This is a genomic window from Pantoea sp. sgz302252 (assembly GCF_047713085.1).
GTDB lineage: Bacteria > Pseudomonadota > Gammaproteobacteria > Enterobacterales > Enterobacteriaceae > Scandinavium.
This window is the reverse complement of record NZ_JBLFJW010000002.1, coordinates 138,578-158,208: the sequence shown is the minus strand read 5'-3', so window position 1 is coordinate 158,208 and position 19,631 is coordinate 138,578. Positions and strand designations below refer to the sequence as shown.

Annotated in this window: 16 protein-coding genes; 5 read left to right on the top strand and 11 right to left on the bottom strand. The window is 52.6% G+C overall.

What is annotated here, in order from left to right; all coding sequences use genetic code 11:
• The first annotated feature begins 60 nt into the window (after nt 1–60).
• Nucleotides 61–930, top strand: coding sequence for an MDR efflux pump AcrAB transcriptional activator RobA (robA, locus tag ACLW56_RS02500; RefSeq protein WP_330982240.1), 870 nt, complete (start codon nt 61–63; stop codon nt 928–930).
• Here the strand turns inward: robA and gpmB are convergent.
• Entirely contained in the window at nt 927–1,574 is a 648-nt protein-coding gene (gpmB, locus tag ACLW56_RS02495; protein ID WP_330982239.1) for a 2,3-diphosphoglycerate-dependent phosphoglycerate mutase GpmB, read from the bottom strand. The two genes, robA and gpmB, sit on opposite strands and share 4 nt — an antisense overlap.
• 53 nt (nt 1,575–1,627) lie before the next feature.
• Here gpmB and yjjX point away from each other — a divergent pair, with 53 nt between their 5' ends.
• Nucleotides 1,628–2,143 carry an inosine/xanthosine triphosphatase gene (gene yjjX / locus ACLW56_RS02490; protein WP_330982238.1) on the top strand — a complete coding sequence of 172 codons (516 nt, stop codon included), beginning with the start codon at nt 1,628–1,630 and terminating at the stop codon, nt 2,141–2,143.
• On the opposite strand, the gene trpR is transcribed toward yjjX, so the two are convergent.
• Complete coding sequence (gene trpR, locus ACLW56_RS02485; protein WP_330982237.1) at nt 2,134–2,463, bottom strand: trp operon repressor; 330 nt, start codon at nt 2,461–2,463, stop codon at nt 2,134–2,136. The two genes, yjjX and trpR, sit on opposite strands and share 10 nt — an antisense overlap.
• Before the next feature lie 88 nt (nt 2,464–2,551).
• On the bottom strand, nt 2,552–4,489 hold the full coding sequence (sltY, locus tag ACLW56_RS02480) for a murein transglycosylase (RefSeq protein WP_330982236.1): 1,938 nt from the start codon (nt 4,487–4,489) through the stop codon (nt 2,552–2,554).
• A 255-nt stretch (nt 4,490–4,744) separates the two neighbouring features.
• Here sltY and ettA point away from each other — a divergent pair, with 255 nt between their 5' ends.
• Nucleotides 4,745–6,412 carry an energy-dependent translational throttle protein EttA gene (gene ettA, locus ACLW56_RS02475; protein WP_330982235.1) on the top strand — a complete coding sequence of 556 codons (1,668 nt, stop codon included), beginning with the start codon at nt 4,745–4,747 and terminating at the stop codon, nt 6,410–6,412.
• Between the two features lie 478 nt (nt 6,413–6,890).
• Nucleotides 6,891–7,490, top strand: a complete 600-nt coding sequence (locus ACLW56_RS02470; protein WP_330982234.1) for a helix-turn-helix transcriptional regulator — start codon at nt 6,891–6,893, stop codon at nt 7,488–7,490.
• Between the two features lie 42 nt (nt 7,491–7,532).
• Here ACLW56_RS02470 and ACLW56_RS02465 read toward each other — a convergent pair whose 3' ends face one another.
• The 8 genes from ACLW56_RS02465 to tssF are packed head-to-tail and all read right to left on the bottom strand — an operon-like array spanning nt 7,533 to nt 16,559.
• A complete protein-coding gene (locus ACLW56_RS02465) occupies nt 7,533–8,021 on the bottom strand; it encodes a DcrB-related protein (RefSeq protein ID WP_330982233.1) in 489 nt (162 codons plus the stop codon).
• A 19-nt stretch (nt 8,022–8,040) separates the two neighbouring features.
• Nucleotides 8,041–9,648 (bottom strand): OmpA family protein, encoded by a 1,608-nt coding sequence (locus tag ACLW56_RS02460; protein WP_330982232.1) that lies wholly within the window; start codon nt 9,646–9,648, stop codon nt 8,041–8,043.
• Between the two features lie 2 nt (nt 9,649–9,650).
• Nucleotides 9,651–10,214 (bottom strand): hypothetical protein, encoded by a 564-nt coding sequence (locus ACLW56_RS02455; RefSeq protein WP_330982231.1) that lies wholly within the window; start codon nt 10,212–10,214, stop codon nt 9,651–9,653.
• Nucleotides 10,208–11,554: a GlcNAc-transferase family protein gene (locus ACLW56_RS02450; RefSeq protein WP_330982376.1), complete on the bottom strand. Its 1,347-nt coding sequence runs from the start codon at nt 11,552–11,554 to the stop codon at nt 10,208–10,210. Before ACLW56_RS02450 ends, ACLW56_RS02455 begins: the two co-directional genes overlap by 7 nt.
• Nucleotides 11,555–11,568: 14 nt before the next feature.
• The gene (locus ACLW56_RS02445) at nt 11,569–12,579 is read right to left on the bottom strand and encodes a fimbrial protein (protein ID WP_330982230.1); all 1,011 of its coding nucleotides are present in this window, start codon (nt 12,577–12,579) and stop codon (nt 11,569–11,571) included.
• Nucleotides 12,580–13,605, bottom strand: a complete 1,026-nt coding sequence (tssA, locus tag ACLW56_RS02440; RefSeq protein ID WP_330982229.1) for a type VI secretion system protein TssA — start codon at nt 13,603–13,605, stop codon at nt 12,580–12,582.
• 54 nt (nt 13,606–13,659) lie between these two features.
• Nucleotides 13,660–14,679, bottom strand: coding sequence for a type VI secretion system baseplate subunit TssG (tssG, locus tag ACLW56_RS02435; RefSeq protein ID WP_330982228.1), 1,020 nt, complete (start codon nt 14,677–14,679; stop codon nt 13,660–13,662).
• Entirely contained in the window at nt 14,679–16,559 is a 1,881-nt protein-coding gene (gene tssF / locus ACLW56_RS02430; RefSeq protein ID WP_330982227.1) for a type VI secretion system baseplate subunit TssF, read from the bottom strand. Before tssF ends, tssG begins: the two co-directional genes overlap by 1 nt.
• Nucleotides 16,560–16,971: 412 nt before the next feature.
• Between tssF and tssH the strand changes: the two genes are divergently transcribed.
• Nucleotides 16,972–19,623 (top strand): type VI secretion system ATPase TssH, encoded by a 2,652-nt coding sequence (gene tssH, locus ACLW56_RS02425; protein WP_330982226.1) that lies wholly within the window; start codon nt 16,972–16,974, stop codon nt 19,621–19,623.
• Nucleotides 19,624–19,631: the final 8 nt, after the last annotated feature.

Here is a 19,631-nt window from a genome sequence, read left to right as displayed (position 1 = left end):
AAAAATGTTATTATCCACTACCCTAGATACAGGCACCTGCGTAAAGGATGAGGACATTATATGGATCAGGCTGGGATAATTCGCGATCTGCTTAGCTGGCTTGAAGGACATCTCGATCAACCTTTATCACTGGATAATGTTGCGGCGAAAGCGGGCTATTCCAAGTGGCATCTGCAAAGGATGTTCAAGGACGTTACCGGCCATGCTATCGGCGCCTACATCCGCGCACGTCGTCTGTCAAAATCTGCGGTTGCGCTGCGTTTAACCTCGCGTCCCATCCTCGATATTGCACTGCAATACCGTTTCGATTCTCAGCAAACCTTTACTCGCGCCTTTAAAAAACAGTTCAACCTGACACCAGCACTCTATCGCCGTTCGCCGGACTGGAGCTCATTCGGTATGCGTCCGCCGCTGCGCCTGGGCGAATTCACCATGCCGAAATATGAGTTTATCACGCTGCCAGAAACCCACCTGGTCGGCGTGACGCAAAGCTATACCTGCAAGCTGGAAGAGATTTCTGAGTTCCGTCAGCAGATGCGCGTGCAGTTCTGGCGTGAGTTCCTTGGCAAGGCACCGTCAATTCCACCGATGCTTTACGGTCTGCATGAACCACGACCAAGTCTTGAAAGAGATGACGAGCAGGAAGTGCTTTATACCACGGCATTAACGCCCGAAATGGCCAACGGTCATCTGCAGGATGCTCATCCGGTGAAGCTGGAGGGCGGTGAATACGTGATGTTCACCTATGAAGGGCTGGGAACCGGTTTGCAGGAATTCATTCTGACCGTCTACGGCACCTGCATGCCAATGCTTAGCCTGACCCGTCGTAAGGGCCAGGATATTGAGCGCTTCTTCCCACAGAAAGACGTGACGAATCAGGAACCGCCAATTCAACTACGCTGCGAGTACCTGGTTCCGATTCGGCGTTAACGCTGCAGTTCATCCAACGCAGGGGCGTCCAGATGCGTGACGTCACCTGCGGTCTCAACGATCCACCCCGGTGCCAGCCACGGGCTTTGCTGATAATCCACTCGCGAAATCGAACAGTTGCGCAGACGCAGACGGCGCTCAGCATAAGCTGGCAAGCCAAGGATCGTGCTCACCAGACAGCCTAGCGCCATGCCATGGCTCACCAGCAATGGGCGGCTACCTTCCGGCAATTCCAGACAATCTTTCAGGGCCGCGTTCATACGATCGCCCAACTCCTGCATCGACTCTCCTTCAGGAATTCTTCCATCCTCAGTGCCGTTCACCAGCGTGCGACGCCAGCCCTCTTCCTCTGCGGTCAGCGAATCAATCAGGCGGCGTTCCAGCACGCCCATGTCGAGTTCACGCAGGCGCGGATCGTAGGTCACGCCACATCCGCAGGCCTCAGCGATGATTTCCGCAGTACGACGCGTACGGCCAAGATCGCTTGAGATGATATGGGTGATGCCCAACTCTTTGACACGCTCCCCCACTTGTCGGGCTTGCTGCTCACCTTTTTCGGTCAGCGGGCTGTCGGACTGGCCCTGAATACGTCGCTCGGCGTTCCACTGCGTCTCACCGTGGCGAACAAGGTATACCTGTAACATGCTAATTATCCGTTATACTGCGATGATGATTTTCTGTTGTAAGTGTACTGATTATGCACAATGTTGTCTCAGCCACCACCAATCCCGCCAAAATTAAGGCTATTCTGCAGGCTTTTAACGAGATCTTCGGCGAAGGATCCTGCCATATTGATGCCGTTTCCGTCGAGAGCGGTGTGCCCGAACAGCCCTTCGGCAATGAGGAAACGCGCGCTGGCGCACGGAATCGGGTCCAGAATGCCCGACTGGCCCGACCTGATGCTGATTTTTGGGTCGCCATTGAAGCTGGCATTGATGACGGCAGCACGTTTAGCTGGGTCGTGATTGAAACTCGCGAGCAGCGAGGAGAAGCCCGCTCCGCCACCTTACCTTTACCCGCAGCCATCCTCGAACGCGTACGTGCAGGTGATGCACTCGGTCCGGTGATGTCGGAATATACCGGCATTGACGAGATTGGGCGTAAAGAAGGGGCTATCGGCGTGTTCACTGCGGGTAAACTCACCCGCAGCAGTGTGTATCATCAGGCTGTGATTCTGGCGTTAAGCCCGTTCCACAATGCGGCCTATTTGTGAGTCTCTGGCAGCGTCAGTTCAAGCCACTGGCGCAGTTCGGCAGGCGCTGATTTCAGGCTGTTCGACCCACGAGTGATGGTTGCAATACCGGCGCCGAGCTCGCTTTTCAGCTCGCGCTGGCTCATTTCCCCGCGCAGTAACTCTTCAATGATCCTCACACGGGTGCCCAGTGCCTCGCGCTCGTCCGGCGTCATCATCAGGTTCAGGAGCGGCAGGTGAAGATCCGCTTCAAAGGCCTGGTGCATCAGTTCCACGAAGCGAAGCCACTCCTGGTTGCGCTGTTCCGCATTCGCGGCTGAATAAGGGGATTGTTGAGTCATGTTACGCCACCATGTTGAGGCGGACGGCACAGGGCCATCCACCGGATGTACTCTTTAGCGAGTACAAGCATAACATACTTACGGAGGATCAGTAACGCTGCTTCCACTCATCGTCCGTCAGGATCTGTGGCTTCTCACCCATGAAATAGCGGTAGTAAGCGTCGTACGCCAGCACGTTTTTCACATAGCCTCGCGTTTCAGAGAACGGAATACTTTCGACAAAGGCCGCGGCATCAATGCGCCCTGCGCTGTTGCCCTGCCAGGTTCTGACCCTGCCCGGCCCGGCGTTATAGGCCGCTGAAGCGTAGATGCGGTTATTACCAAACTGCTGATAGACATACTGCAGATAGCTGGTGCCGATGTTGATATTGGTTTCTGGATCCAACAGCTGATTAGGCCCGCTGTAACCCGGAATAGTAAACATCTTCACGGTGTGAGTGGCCGTGCCTGGCATGATCTGCATCAGACCCGTGGCGCCTACAGGTGAGCGCACTTTTGGATTCCATGCACTTTCCTGGCGGGCAATCGCCATCGCATAACTTTTGCTGATCCCTTTATCGCGGGTATAGCGGGTAAACAGATCTTTGTAGGCCAGCGGGAAACGCTCTTCAAGGTTATCCCAGAGCTTGCCGGCAATGGTCGCCTGCACGCTCAGATCCCACCAGCCTTCGTCAAAGGCATACTTCGCCAGTTGGCCTTGTTCATTACGAGTGCGGCTGGAGACCAGGTTCGCCCACTCGCTGCGCGCGGTATTGTCCTGATTCCAGTACATTAACTCACGCACACGTGCCATTTCCGGGCCGCTGACCAGCAGAGGCGCAACAGTGCCTTCAGGCTTCTCGACACGAATCGGATAATCCTCGCCAAGACGCTGGGCGGCCACCATCGGGTAAAAACCGCGTTGTTGCATCAGCGAATGCAGAATATCTTTTGCTTCCTGATCTCGGCCACGCTCCATCAGCAAGTCGGCCTGCCAGTAGCGCCACTCGTCTTTGTCTTTCGCTTCCATTGGCAAGCGAGCGAGCCAGGTATTCAGCCCACGGCGATCGCCATTACCAATGGCCATGCGAACACGACGTTCCACCAGCGAGGTAGACTGCGAACGCATGATGGCGTCATCGCGCCAGCGAGCCTGTTCGTCGGTGATATCCGTGCCCATCAGACGCCAGGCCACAATATCTCGCAACTCCTGCGCTTGATCTTCATTCAGCTTCTGCGCCTGCACCAATGACGGGATCATCAGGCGAGCGTTTTCTGCATCCTGACGCGCCACGCTGGCAAACGCTACTGCCGCCATTTGACGGGTAAAATCGGTTGCGCCCGTGCTTTGAGCAAAGGTCAGCACGCTGTTGGGATTATTCGCAAGACTGACCACTGCAGACGCGATGGTTTGATAATCCGCGGGCATCTGGTTAGCCAGTGACGACACCAGACGGGTGTTACCCGCTTTCATCGCAAGGCGAATGCGTTCGAGATAAGCCAGAGGATCCTGCGCGCCAGAGGTGCGCCAGGCATTGAATAAATTGCCGCAGGCATTAGGCTGATTTTTACCGGTGAGCCAGAGATCTTTCGCGCCATCCCAGGCTTCCTGAGTCTGACCCACGCTGTACTTCGCGTAGTAGTAATTACACTGCGCTTCTGTGGTCGTCGGTTTTTCCGGGCTGAACGCCAACAGCCCGCGCCAATCCTCCCGACGAGCCAGTTCGTTCACAAAGCGGTTTCTTAACGTGCGGGCCGCAGGCAACGTCGGATTGGCCTGCACGAAATTGCTCACGCTGACAGCAGGCTCATTCATCAGATCGTCAGTTAACTGGCGATATTCGAGATAAGGATAAAGCGGGTAGTCTTTCAGCGTCGGCATCAGGCTGTCGACCACATCCATTTGGCGTTTATCCCAGGCCTGTTTAATCTGGGCATAGCGGCTACGTTGCTCATCCAGCGAATCGGCATGCACCGCGCTGCTGACTGTCAGCAAAGCAATGCCTGCAGCCAGAAGACGCCACGTCATGGGTTTAGCTTTTTCCACAAGCGCTCCTCTTAAAGTGTGTCAATGCAGCATCATGCCGCCTCAAAAAGCTGTGTCCGGTAATTCTGCTTCCTTCTCGCAGAGTTACCGGACGCAGCCTCTCTTTAAATGCTAATCAGACAACCAAAATTGCGCCACATTTCGAACACTTTTTTCCCGGAACTGTTATCGCCAACGCTTGCTGGGATTAGCGTCTGAAAAAGGCTACACTTCGCCTTTACTCCATCATCAAAAATAAAAGAGGCGAAGTCCAACGTGGCTCAATTCGTTTATACCATGCATCGCGTCGGCAAGGTGGTTCCGCCGAAGCGTCATATTCTGAAAAACATCTCGCTGAGCTTCTTCCCTGGCGCAAAAATCGGGGTTCTGGGCCTGAACGGTGCCGGTAAATCTACCCTTCTGCGCATCATGGCCGGTATCGATACCGACATCGAAGGTGAAGCTCGCCCGCAGCCTGGTACCAAAATTGGCTACCTGCCGCAGGAGCCTCAGCTTAACCCGGAACATACCGTTCGCGAATCCGTTGAAGAAGCCGTTTCAGAAGTGGTTAACGCCCTGAAAGGCCTCGAAGAAGTGTATGCGCTGTATGCCGAGCCAGACGCCGATTTCGACAAACTGGCCGCTCAGCAGGGCAAATACGAAGAGATTATCCAGGCGCACGACGGTCATAACCTGAACGTGCAACTGGAGCGTGCAGCCGATGCACTGCGTCTGCCGGACTGGGATGCGAAAATTGCTAACCTTTCCGGGGGTGAACGTCGCCGTGTCGCACTGTGTCGCCTGCTGCTGGAAAAACCAGACATGCTGCTGCTCGACGAACCCACAAACCACCTGGATGCGGAATCCGTGGCATGGCTGGAACGTTTCCTGCACGACTTCGAAGGCACCGTTGTGGCGATTACCCACGACCGTTACTTCCTCGATAACGTAGCGGGCTGGATCCTCGAACTGGACCGCGGCGAAGGCATTCCATGGGAAGGCAACTACTCTTCCTGGCTGGAGCAGAAAGATCAGCGTCTGGCTCAGGAAGCTTCTCAGGAAGCGGCTCGTCGCAAATCTATCGAGAAAGAGCTGGAGTGGGTGCGTCAGGGTGCGAAAGGCCGTCAGTCTAAGGGCAAAGCCCGTCTGGCTCGCTTTGAAGAACTCAACAGCACCGAATACCAGAAACGTAACGAAACCAACGAACTGTTTATTCCACCTGGAGCACGTCTGGGGGATAAAGTGGTTGAAGTCAGCAACCTGCGCAAATCCTACGGCGATCGCCTGCTGATTGAAGACCTGACCTTCTCCGTGCCGAAAGGGGCGATTGTCGGCATCATCGGTCCGAACGGTGCGGGTAAATCCACCCTGTTCCGCATGATGTCCGGTCAGGAACAGCCTGACAGCGGCAGCATCACGCTGGGTGAAACGGTCAAGCTGGCTTCCGTGGATCAGTTCCGTGACTCTATGGATAACAGCAAAACCGTGTGGGAAGAAGTGTCCGGCGGCCTGGACATCATGAAGATTGGCAACACCGAGATGCCAAGCCGTGCCTACGTGGGTCGCTTCAACTTCAAAGGCACCGACCAGGGTAAACGTGTTGGCGAGCTGTCTGGTGGTGAGCGCGGTCGTCTGCATCTGGCGAAACTGCTGCAGGTTGGCGGCAACGTCCTTCTGCTCGATGAACCGACCAACGACCTGGATATCGAAACCCTGCGCGCGCTGGAAAACGCCCTGCTGGAATTCCCAGGCTGTGCCATGGTTATCTCGCACGACCGTTGGTTCCTTGACCGTATCGCCACCCACATTCTGGATTATCAGGATGAAGGCAAAGTGGAGTTCTTCGAAGGGAACTTCACCGAATACGAAGAGTACAAGAAACGCACCCTCGGCGCAGACGCGCTGGAGCCGAAGCGAATCAAGTACAAACGTATCGCGAAGTAATTCCGTTTCTTGCCAGAACAACCGGGCTTCCGGTTGTTCTGGCGTCCCCTCAAACTTCCCCCGGAACAACTTTCATCTATTGCCCATTAAGCTGACGCGCAGAAACGAGATGTGCAGGGATCACATCCCCTTGCCTGTTTCACCGCAAAAAATGCCACCTAAGAAATATCAGAAAACGCCTCAGTCTTTTTTCTTATTATCATAAAAAAACGAAAAAATATTTCTACGTAACACCTGCTTAATGTTAAATACAGGTGGTAATGGCAATAATACTAGTTATGCGGATTTCTCTGTCACTCTGGTTTAGCGTGTAACTTCTCTGTCCAACATCGTTATTCTTCATATGGAATTTTTGCCTCTGTTATGTAAGGCACGGATCATCACCAGGTGATAAAGCAAACAATGTCTGACACGGTTTATTATTACTTAATCTTGTAAGAATGGATTTAACAGGGATGCTTCTCGCAACATGAATAACATGACACACAATGTTACAGCATTATCAAAGAACATAACCATTCTAAATGATAATTACTTCTATAAATTTGGTTTATGGGAAATGATATCATTTTTGAATAATACACCAGGGCAGGTGAAAACAGTGAGCCGGATATCTTCCCCTGCTAATATTATCTTCAGGAAAGTCGTCGTCAGTATCAATTATACTATTCCACCGTCAGGCTCAGTACCTTCCCAATCTTCGGATATGTTCTCTATCGATATACCTTTTTTTTGTGACTCTCTTAGCATTAATGAAATTCAGGCGAAACTTGAAAAAATCATCTCACTTTCCCGCATCAAACTACCAGAAGACAGAAAAAAGGGCTTTTATCAGAACATCGGCGCTAAACGCTATCTCCAGCTCTCATCGATGGAAAATCAGGTTTTGTACTATGTTGGAAAATGTTATAGCCCGCAGAGTATTGCATCGATCCTCGGCTGTGCCGATAAAACCGTCAGTACCCACTGCCGTAATGCCATGAGAAAAATGGGTACCACCAAGAAATCAGAACTTTATCACTACGCAGCCTGGGTAGCCCAGCATACCGGCAGAGACAGAATCACACTTTGCCTGTAACACCTGCACTCCGATGCCCGGGATTTGGGCATCGGAGCCCACTCAAGCAACCTGCGTCATGTGCGGCTGGAATGTATTAATAATCTGCACATAATGTTTACGCTGATGCTCGCTAAACTCTCCCACCGTATGAAGGGTAAAAATAATCACTTCTCGTTCGTTGTGATTCATCCCGGCATGCCATGGCAGTTTAATGACTGACTGGACCTGACGAACCGTTTTTCCATCCTGAAGATATTGATTAGAGATCTGCACGACCGACAATTTTGCCGGACCGATTTCACTCTTCAGCAGTTTGCCATCCATCTGAAAGCCTGGCAGCTTATTTCTCAGCTGTTCTATTTGCAGCTCACAAAATGCATCAATATTCTGAGCCTCGTCCAGCGTGGCTCGGTTGATCACAATGTTATATTCAATGTCATCAGGATCCCGGAACATCAGAATATTAACCGTCCGATCAATCACTGGTAGCGGGCTCAGAAAACAACCTTCAGTTAAATTGTAAGATAGTGCATTTAAATTATAAGACATTGCATTCATATTTAGTGTTCTACTCATTTTTATTAAAAGAGATAGGACGAAGGGGAATAACCTCAACACGACGGTTTATCTCTCGCCCTTCCGGCGTACTGTTATTTCTCAACGGAAAACTGTCACCAACGCCTTTGAGCATAAAACGCCCGGCATCAGTATGAATTTGTCCGATAATCCAGTCGCGAACCTCACGCGCTCGTTTCTCAGACAGAAAAAGATTGTACCGCTCATCACCGCTGTTATCAGAATGCCCCACGATCAGAAAAGTAATGCCTGGGTTGTTCTGTATATGCGCAAGTAAAGGCCGCAGGCGTTCCTCTTGTCCCGGCAGAATGGAAAAATCTCCGGAAGCAAATAGCGATTGGGTACTGGCCGATGAGTAAACCACCCACGGTGTATATTTACTCAATAAGGGTTTTATTTTTGACAAGAGTTTGTCACAGTTAGCGAATCCCCAGTTCTGGAAACTGTAGCTGTCATCACAGTGGCTAAGGGATTGCTGATACGCATTCAGGCTATCGAGCACCGCATACTTCCGGCTTATCTCTTCATCCGGCACCGCATCAAATTGAGCGATCAGCGCCTCAACTACGGTGGCTCGGTGTTTTTCGTACCAACTGGCGGCAAACATCGAACCACCGATGACGATGACCGCCAGCAACGTTACCAGCCCCCATGCAGGCGACGACGCTGACGGTCGCATCAACGCGGGTGAATTCATGGCGACAGAACGCTCAGGTAACGCCAGGGAAATGCGGGATTTTGCCAACGCAGGCAGCACCGCGTATTTTTCATCCAGCCAGCGGGACCAGGCACCATGGCGGATAAATCCACTGCCGTAGTCGGCCAGAAGAAACTGAGTCAACGTAACGCTGGAATTATTCAGCATCCCGTTCAGCGCCACCAGCAGGTGAGTTTCCGTCAACCATTTTCGGAGTACGCAAAGCGTCGACTGCCTCTGGGCAAGGTGTCTGTCGTGCATCACATTTTGCTGCGCCAACCGGGCAATCAATTCGCCAATCCTTTCATCCAGAGTGCTTTCTGAAGAACCTGATGCGATACCATCCGACCAGATAACATGGTCGGGATCCCAGGCATAGCGCTGCTGACTACAGCAGGCATACAGCGCAAATACGCAGGGCAAAGGCTCCGGCAGCGCAATCAACTGTAAGTCTTTGGTCCAGGACATTAATGAGTTGATGGCCAGTGTCGACGTATCATGCCCATCCGGAAGAAAGGGGAAAAAAAGCGTAATCCGGACATTTTCCCCCTGATCATGAAATCGGTTCAGGTGTTTAACCAGTTCAGTGGCATCTCTGGCGGCCAGCCATCTTCGTTGACGCTCATAGCGCAGCAGGCTTTCATCATTGTGAGTGGTAAACCAGCTTGCCACGTAAGGGCCTATCACCAGATACACCTCTTCCGGATCCGCCTTCTGCATCAGCGCATCCGGTAAGGGTATTTTTTTTCTGAAGAAATGGAGCGCCAGAAGCACAATCCCCAGCCGCGCGGCCGCGTTCAGGAACAAAAGGTTCCATCCACGATCAGCGTAAATCCCGCAGGCCAGAAGCAGCGTGATAACCCACAGCGTGCTCAGAAAAGGAAACAGGTAACGTTTATACATAGTTAATAAGCTTTCAGATAAAACCAGAACAACACCAGCGTAACCAGCAAACAGCCATTGACGAGTGGCATGATTCCTTTTTTGCGTGGAGACGGAGAAGCGGGCTGCTGCGGGAGCTGCTGGCCTGGTTGTTCACTCCACCGGGCAATCAGCAAAGCAGCGGATTCCTGCCTTTGCGCGTTGCCAGACAATAGCGCAAGCAGCACTTTGCTCAGGGTCTGAATTTCGCCAGTAGATATTTCCAGCAGCTCGCCCAGCATCTCGTCTGGCTGCTCATCTGACTCACTTAAGCCATACAGATCTTCTGCCAGCGTCAGACAAGTCCGGTGTTGATGATTTCTCGCCATGGTGTCGTGGATTCGCCAGTCAATGAGATGGCAAACGCATAAACAGAAACGCTTCGCCTGGTCAGGCGATGAGGATTTCTCGTTCAAAGCCGTTTCCAGCGCCACAATCAGGCGCCCCAACCGGTCATGGCACATTGACATTGAAGGAATAATTCCGCCCATCGCCAGCGCCGCATCGACCCAGGCAATCTGGCGAAGAAGGGATTCAGCGTTCACCATGGTTTCTCCACCACCGCCCCCCAACCGCTGGCCTCACTAAAGGGGCACAAACGGATCACCGAAGGGTCAAACTGCGGTTTGGTACTGAAATCAATCTTCAGTTTGAACTCATCGTTTTCAGAGTCGGAGATCAATTTCATTAACGCTTCACGGGTGTATTTTTTCTCGCTCATCAGACGATTAGAGGCGCTGTAAACGCCAAGATACCACCAGTCGGCTTCACCCATTCGCGGCGACACGCTCTCTTTCTTAAGGCTGATACTCTTTTCGAAGGGAGCCAGAAGCTGCTGCGCCCATTGCTCATCATCCAGCCAGGACTCCCGAGGAAAAACGCTGGTTTTACTCTCGCCAATCACATCAGGCAGGACTGCTCGCTTTTTAAAATCAACACCGATGAACCGCTCAAAATCCGCGAGGCTGCGCACCGTCCCTAATCCATACAAGCCAGGATCGACCGGCACGATTTCAAGATCAAACAGGCTACGAATCCTTTTTTTGGAAATCGCATCGCGCTCCCACCACCCCAGAGCGACATCCCCAGCTTCTTTGGCTTCCCGGGTATGATCGCCCCAGATTTTGCTCGCCTGCTTGCGCCCGTAATAATGCCAAAGCAGGATTTTATGCGGGGTATAGACATCATAGCCGTTCGTCCAGGCGCGGGCTGCCATGGCAATTTCTTCACCCGCAAAGAAAATGTGTGGATCGTTGCCCACCTCACGCACAAAACAGCCATCCGCGAAAATAAACCCTCCCGCAATGTAGCTTCCGCGCACCGGCTGCTTGCTTGTCAGCGGCATCGAAGAAAGCATCGGCAACCCTTCTTGCGAAAATCCGCGAAAAATGAGGCGGCTGACGAACTGCGCACGCTTTGCGGGATCGTGCTGCGGCTCGTAGGCTGGCGGATAGGTCGACAATACGGGCCTGGCGCTTGTGGCGCGCAGGCCATCCAGCATAGCAATCATTTCGCTATCCCAGTGCTGGACAAAGCGGCAATGCGAGTCGATTTGCAGCGAAAAATCCTCATTCGCAAACCACGTTTCCGCCTTATGCCGCGCCCAGCAGGCCCCTTGACTATGGCGGTAATCGACAGCAATGACCGTCAACTGCGCTTGCTGCCACTGAAAACGCCATACCTCATCCGTTTCATGCTGAAGCTGTCCGATTAGCGTCATTCCTGCCCCGGTGAACAGCTCAGAGGTTTCGTCATCATGCTGCCAGCAGATAGCGATCCGCAGATTCTGCGGATGGTGAGCCATGGTCAACATGTCCTGCAGCGTCGGGATAAGCTCCGGGTCACGATAGCTGGCAATGCTGACAAACAGGGTCCGGCGCTCAGTCATCTTCGTCATCACCTTTATTTCACCTGCAGCAGAATTTCCGCATGCGCGGTAAAACGCCCCTCCGCCGGATGCTTTTGTACGCCCGGCGGGGAAAGCAGCGTCGCCTTCCAGTGGAACGCTGTTGGAACGTTGCTGCCGATATTGCTGAGTGTTTCACTGTTGCTACCATCAAGCTTCAGCCATTTCCCCGTGCTGTCTTCCACTTTGATAACCAGTGTATCTTTAGCACCACTGGAATCCGTCACATTGATATAACTGGCATCCGCAGAGGCGGCCTCACTTGAGAGAGAAGCCGTCGTGGAATAAGTGCCGTAATCGGTACGGCAGGTGATCGAAAAATCCAGGGCCTTTTCAACCTGAGATCCGGCATTGAGCATGTCTCCGGTCACGGTACCAAAATCAATGATTTTGCTATTTTCAAAGCTGCAGGATGGCGTGCTATGCAACGTCATCGTGTTGATAGACAAAATCTGCCCGGCATTGGCAATGGCGTTGCTGGTCACCCAGTTGTAGGCATAGTTGTTGGGCGTAAGGATAATATTTTGCCCCAGCGGATTCAGGTTCAGCGTTTCAGAGGTTTTATAAACTTCAATCCGATAATAGGAGCTAGCAGGGTAGACCCACGTTCCCAGGCCACCCTCGCCGAAATCCATGGTTCCCTGCGTTGGAAATTGCCCATTACTAAACGCCGTGCCGTTATTCCAGAGGATCTTTACGCCAATACCTGGAATGTTGCTGGGATAGATAAAGGACGCCCCCTGATTGCTCAGATTCATCGAACTTTTTCCGTAAGCATCACCATTGCGGCACTGATCGAAACGGACGCTATAACCCTGAGGAGCGGTGTCTTTGAAGGCCACCGATTTAGTCGTATCAGCCGGGGCATCCGCATCAATTTCAATCGTCATGTCCGGTATTGTAAAAGTGTGAGGAACCATCACGGATGAGGTATCTGCCGTACAGATGGCATGTGCATTCCATGCAGCACAGCTCCCCAGCAGCAATAAACCTGAATGTAATTTCATTTATTCTTTCCCCGCATTGTTCAAATGAGAAACAATCTCTACAGGGAGCAACTGCATGAGTTCGGTAAAACTCTTCCCTGACGTTTTAATGGCAAATTCCAGTAGCAAAATAATGGGGCTTCCTGGCTCGGCCGCGACAAACCAGGCCTGAACTTCTTTCAGCCACGCCAGCGCCTGAGCGCGACTGGCTATATCAGGGTTGTGGACAACAGCCTGAACCTGAGGCACCGCAGTCTCGGGAACCCCCTGAACGGTGGCCGTTTCCGCCACGGCCTGAGGCAAAGCGTCCTCTTTTGATTCACTGGCTGGCGTTTCTACACAGGGCGGTACCGCACCAGTAAACAAATCCAGGATCTGTTTTAGTTTGCTAAAGACGGGCGCGGCATCCCCTAATGACTGACACAGGGTCGAAGAAAGTGCGATCAGAGTGCTTTGCGCCACCCCAACGGCAACCATTTCTGCATAGCCCTTTTCACGCCACTCATTCTGCATGGCCCTGACGGTAGCTTCCGGCAGCGCGTTTTCATCACGGGGAATGGCAAAAGCTTTTTCAAGATCCCGGATAGCGCATTGCATGCCAACGGCACGCGGCAAAGCATGTTGACGCAGGTCGTTGATCAGCCCATATGCGTCCTCCAGCTCATTCAGCGCATTCGCTCGCAGCAGAGGTTCAAATTCACCTTCATCCAGAAGCTGGGGGTAGAGATCGTCTGGCCACTGTTGCAGCAATGCCAGCAGCGCCTGTAACCCTTCCGCCAGGGCACTCAGCCCAACGACCCGCAACCGGCAACGCATAAGCGTCACCAGCAGGCGAATGTCACGAGATTTCGCCAACAATGCATGGCAATCCCGCTCAACCTCCGCCCAGTTGACGGGATCGGTCACCTCAACAAACTCGCCATATTCAGCACCAAGTCGCGGCTGCAGTTTGGCTTGCAACAGCAAAAATGCAGGATCGTATTCCAGGTTTTCGCCACAGGGCGCGCCACCGGAAACAGGCTGTAAAAGATGCTGGTAATAATCCATATGACTTCTCATGCTCCATAACACAGCAGACTCAAGACTCAGGTCATTTCGGGGTTAAAACAGATAATGTTCAGGCTCAAAGCTCATTCCTGAAACCGCATCCGCTGCGCTGCTGCGCGGTAGCCAGCTGGTATATCCCAACTGATGACCACCATTCAGTGCGGCCTGCGGCACCTCTTCGGCTTTCAGGATCAGCTGCACATCCCAGGCATATTCGTAGCCGGTGAAATTTCGGACCCATTCGCACAATACCGGCAGGTCTTCGCCCCAGGGGCTGAATCGCTGATACTGCGCCAGCGTCAGCGGGCCGAGCGTCAGCTGAAATTTATGCTGTCGATCCTGCAGGGACTCTCCCAGCACGGCCCCTTCGCCCAGCATCAGCGTATCGCCGCCCTTCCCCAACTGCGTGGTTTCTTCGGGAGGAAAACGGATCCAGTGCGTTGAAAATTCCTCCAGCGAAACCGGAATATCAAAGTAGTACTGCAACGCGCTGACCAGCCCGTCCGGGTTTCGGGCTTCACGAATAAGATGTGCGGAAGAGGCTAAACGAGCGTGAACAGGTAGCCGCCCTTGCCTGAGTTCTGCGGGATCCATGCCGATCAGGCTGGCGATATAGAACGAAAAAGTTTCGTCATCGGGTCTGTCCAGCGAAGCGGTATCCTGAGAAACAAACCAGGCGCGCCACATCAAAGAGAGTGCGCGATGATGGAAAATATCGACAAAATCCCCAAGGGTATGGTCCTGTTGTTCCGAGCGAGACCAGGCCAGTTCTGACAAATGCAATGGCATCGCCCCTTGCGCCCCCCAGATGCCCAAACCGAACAGCTGCACCTTCAGCTGCGATTCATCGAGATCAAGGCTTGCTATCTCGCGAGGCGAGAAAAGCATTTGCGCGCTTTGCCCAATACGGTGCCGTTCCTGAGAGGGCCTTTGCGCCGTGCCGGGAACGGGCAATGCCTGCGTGCGAGCCGAAAGCGTGCGCATCAGGGAAAAAAAACTGCTTTCCCAGGGGGCATCTTCCTGACACCACGCCTTAAGGCTTGCGTTAAGCGATGCTGGAGGAACAGAGGTCATTACAACGCTCCCCGACGACCAGGACGAGCCGCCCAATTGGCAATGGTTCCCCGCTGCAATGTCCGCAGTTCCGTTTCGGTAAATACGTTGATGGAGGCATGACGGGCGATATAGTTTTCCACCACCAGGCCAAACAGATAAGGACTAATGCCGGAGAAATTCTCCTCATCTACCGTCAGGGTGCATTTCACTCCCCGGCCATACATCAACAAACCGTTACCAGGCAAACGGCGGATCACCGGCTGAGTCTGGCAGCCCACCAGACCGCTAATCTGCGCAAGCGTCTCATTGTCGGTATTGTCGACAAACAGTTGCAGCATTTGCCGCAAAGCCTCCCCGCCCGAAACGTGTTCCATCTCCGAAAGCGGCAAATAGTTAAAATTCAACTGGCGAATCAAGCGCCAGGCAGACTCACTGGCGACAAATGGCGCTCTTGGCGAACAAGGCGGCGTGATAAAACGCGCCCCCTCAATCGGAGCGGCATCGGAAATGGAGAGATCAAACTGCCCGTTACGTGAAATGAGGCGCGGCAAATCACGGTTTGTCACCATCGCCGACATCGACAGATAGCGAATATCATCACTGAATGGCGCTTCCTGTTGATCCACCAAGGAGATAAACACTTCCGTGCCGTTATAGAGCGTCTGAGAATGGTATTTGCGTCGCGGGTGGCCGTTGATTCGCTGGCGGCGGGTCAGAGAAAAGTAGCGGCCAAAGTTACCATGATCGCTGTGTCGGGTCTGGTAGAGCGAATTAAAAACCACCTCTTTGCTGTTTTCCGCCTGCTGCCCGACGACGCTGGTCACGGAGAAAATCTCATAATCGAGCGGCCGACTGCGATCGGGAACGACATGCAACTCATGGCTGTTGCGCTTCACTTCCAGCTTATCGACCCGTTTTGGGAACAGATTGATAACCGGAGTACAGAACAACTGAAAACACCCGGTATCGATATGCCCGGCCATATCCTGCGGCATGCGATCCAGCAGAATGATGATTTCCAGCTCCCCGCTGTCATTGCCCTTTCCGGCGAGCGCCAGCTGATTGAGGGTAAAAAAGTAGAAACGCTGTCGGCAGGTGAAATACTCATGCACCAGATTATGTCCGTGAAAAATATTCCACGATCCGGGCAGCAGGCGGTGATCTGGCTGCATGCCATCAAACGACAGGGCATTCTGGCTAATCACCACATCCCGAATGCTGTCGCCCTGAGCATATCGCAGGATGGTTGCCTGACTGCCAGCATGCAGTAATTCAAACAACCGGGAGATGATGCGCTCATCGCCATTGAGGTAAACAGGCAGCGCGTTGAAATCATTGAGCCGGGAAAACTGCAGCCCCTTGTGCAAACGAAGCTTCAGACGAATCGCACCTTTTAGCTGATTCCCGGCGATGCGATAACGCTCCAGATTGGGCAAATCAGGAGGAAGCGATGTAAGTTGCGCATCCGTTATTTCAACCGGCCATAAGCGTACAGCCTGGCCGCTGCGAAACTCGCAGCGAGTCGTCTCACCCGGAAAAATCGGCGTATAAAAAGCGCTATTTTTAGCCACTTCGTAGCCCTGAGTGAGATCGCCTTCCTTGAGATTAGGCCGCAGCTGCACGATGCCCATCGATGGCGTAGGCGCATTATAGTTTGGATAAATGACATCCAGCAGCCGTTGTGTGAATGCGGGAAATTCAGCGTCCAGCTTTAATTGCATTCGCGCTGCAATAAAACTAAAAGATTCTATCAGTCGTTCAACGAAAGGATCGGCAACCTCAATACCATGCATCCCCAGACGCCTGGCGACTTTAGGGTGTTTTTGCGCAAACTCACTCGCCATTTCATGCATGAAAGTGAGTTCTCTGTTGTAATAATCAAGAAACTTATGTTCCACAAATAATTATCCCAATCCCTGTTGAACGCTTACTCTGTTAGCGAAAAGCCTCATACTTCCCTTGTCTGAACTTAGTATTCAGTGAACTATCGTCATCACCAGAATGCACTATCCAACGATACTGAATAATAGACGAAAGCGTTACTTTTAAAATTGCAACCCTCTTTTTAAATTCCCACAAAAAATCAATCCAAACAAAGAGATGAATAAATAATCATTATGATAATTAAGATTAAATCTCGTGCCAAATTCCTAATCATGGATTTATCTCACTTTCACATATTTATTCATAAGGAAAGATAAGGTTAAATGTCTTCACGCCGCACCTGTCTTCTGGCTGTTCTACCAGATGCGTACAGCGGCAATTTAAATCATCCTTTTTAGAAATACAGCAACCAAGTTGAGATAAAGCGTGGCTATCACAAGGAAGAATCTGTTCAGCAAACTTAATAACACTCTCTTTCGTAGTATCGAAAGTGCGACCACGCTTTGTAAATTACGCGGTAATCCTTACGTGGAATTAGTTCACTGGTTTAACCAGCTCTGGACTCAGGAGTCGGATAACGATTTTAAAATTATCGCCCGTTATTTCGATATTGATAGCGCTAAGCTGGATAATGACCTGACTCGTGCACTGGCTCGTCTGCCTGGCGGCGCAAGCAGCATCGCCGATTTTTCTTATTGCATCGAACTGGCGGTTGAACGCGCATGGGTTTATTCCAGCCTTGAATGCACGGCTTCCCGGATCCGCAGCGGTCATTTGCTGATTGCCATGCTGACCACCATGGAACTGCGCCGTGAGTTGCTGGCTATGCTGCCAGGGCTTGAGAAAATCGCGCTCGACGCGTTGACCAACGATCTGAATTACATCCTCCGCGATTCTACGGAGTCGGCTGAAGATTTACAGCATGAGGGCTTTGAGCGCCCTGATGCTTTGCCGGGCGAGGCCAGCGGACTGCTGCAAAACAACGCGACAGCAAGCCTGGCACAGTACACCACGGACATTACGGCGCTGGCGCGGGAAGGAAAAATCGACCCGGTTGTCGGCCGTAGCCAGGAAATCAGCACCATGGTGGACATCCTGCTGCGTCGCCGACAGAACAATCCTTTGCTCACTGGCGAAGCGGGGGTCGGGAAAACAGCCGTGGTGGAAGGGCTCGCGCTGGCCATCGCGGCGGGTGATGTGCCTGCAGCACTCAGTCAGGTTCGCCTGTTGACCCTTGATGTCATCGCCCTCTCGGCTGGCGCCAGTATGAAAGGCGAATTCGAAGCGCGCCTGAAAGCGGTACTGGACAGCGCCATAGCCTCACCACAGCCTGTGGTGCTGTTTATCGATGAGGTTCACACGCTGGTTGGCGCTGGCGGGACGGCAGGAACAGGCGATGCGGCTAACTTACTCAAACCTGCGCTGGCTCGCGGAAAATTACGCACCATTGGCGCAACAACCTGGAGTGAGTTCAAGCGTCACATTGAAAAAGACCCTGCGCTGACCCGCCGTTTCCAGGTTTTGCAAGTCAAGGAACCTGACGAAGCGGCAGCGGTGTCCATGCTGCGCGGTATTCTGCCGATGCTGGAGAAGCACCACGGCGTGTGGATAACGGATCGGGCGCTGGTCGCTGCCGTGCGCCTGTCACATCGCTATATTCCGGCGCGTCAGCTTCCGGATAAAGCCATCAGTTTACTGGACACGGCCTGCGCTCGCGTAGCGACGGCCCAGGCGACTCCGCCACTTGAACTGCAACTGTTGAAAGCCCGGAAGCAAGAAATTGCAGCGGAACTGGAGCAAACCCGCAAAGCGCTTAACTTCGGCAAATGCAACGATGAAGCGGTCAATGTGCTGCAAGCCCGCATTGCCGAACTGAGCCAGAAGGAGGCGGAGTTCAGCCAACGCTGGCAGCGGGAAAAAAACTGCGTGGATGCCATCCTGGCAATGAGGCAGCAGTTGCTTACACCAGATGAAACCCATGATGCGCAAACCCAACTTGAGCAAAAAGCGCAACTCATCCAGCTCGAAAACAAACTTGATGCGCTGAAAGCAAAAACAGCGCTGGCCCCGACAGAAGTCAGCAATGATATCGTTGCGACCATTGTTGCTGACTGGACGGGGATCCCGGTCGGTCAGATGCTGGAAGATGAAATTGATACCGTCACCGGTTTGCCGGAACGTCTGCAGGAGCGCGTTATTGGCCAGTCTCATGCACTGGAACGTATTGCCGAGCGCGTGCTGGTCTCCCGGGCAGGCTTAAGCGATCCCAATAAACCTGTCGGCGTCTTTATGCTGGTTGGCACATCGGGGATTGGTAAAACCGAAACAGCGCTGGCGCTGGCGGAAGCCCTGTACGGCGGCGAGCAGAATCTGATAACCATCAACATGAGCGAGTATCAGGAAGCCCATACCGTCTCTTCGTTGAAAGGCGCGCCTCCGGGCTATGTCGGCTACGGCGAAGGCGGTGTATTAACCGAAGCCGTTCGTCGTAAGCCTTATAGCGTCATTCTGTTGGATGAAATCGAAAAAGCGCATCCGGATATTCACGAAGTCTTTTTCCAGGTCTTTGATAAAGGCTGGATGGAGGACGGCGAAGGCCGCTATATCGATTTTAAAAACACGACCCTGCTGCTGACCAGCAATGTCGGCAGCGAATTAATCACTCAGCTGTATGCCGACCCGGAGAGCGCACCGGAACATGAAGGTTTGCTGGAAGCGCTGCAGCCAGAATTGCTGAAAACCTTTCCCCCGGCCTTTGTCGGACGGCTGGAAGTGGTGCCGTATATTCCCCTGCAGCACGAATCGTTGCAGGCCATTGTCCGGCTGCACCTCAATAAAATTGCCCTACGGCTGGCGGAACATTACCAGATTGCACTGGCTTACGATGAACCCGTTATGGATGCCATTATCAATAATTGCGCCATTGCGCAGACAGGTGCCCGCGCCCTGATTCAGTTTATTGATAAACATATTACACCGCAAATTGGACGTTATGTTTTACAGCACAGAACGCCAGACCAGCAGCGGACGCTGTATTTGAAAAATGATGCCGAAACGCAATTCAGCGTCACTTTTTAAAGACCGGG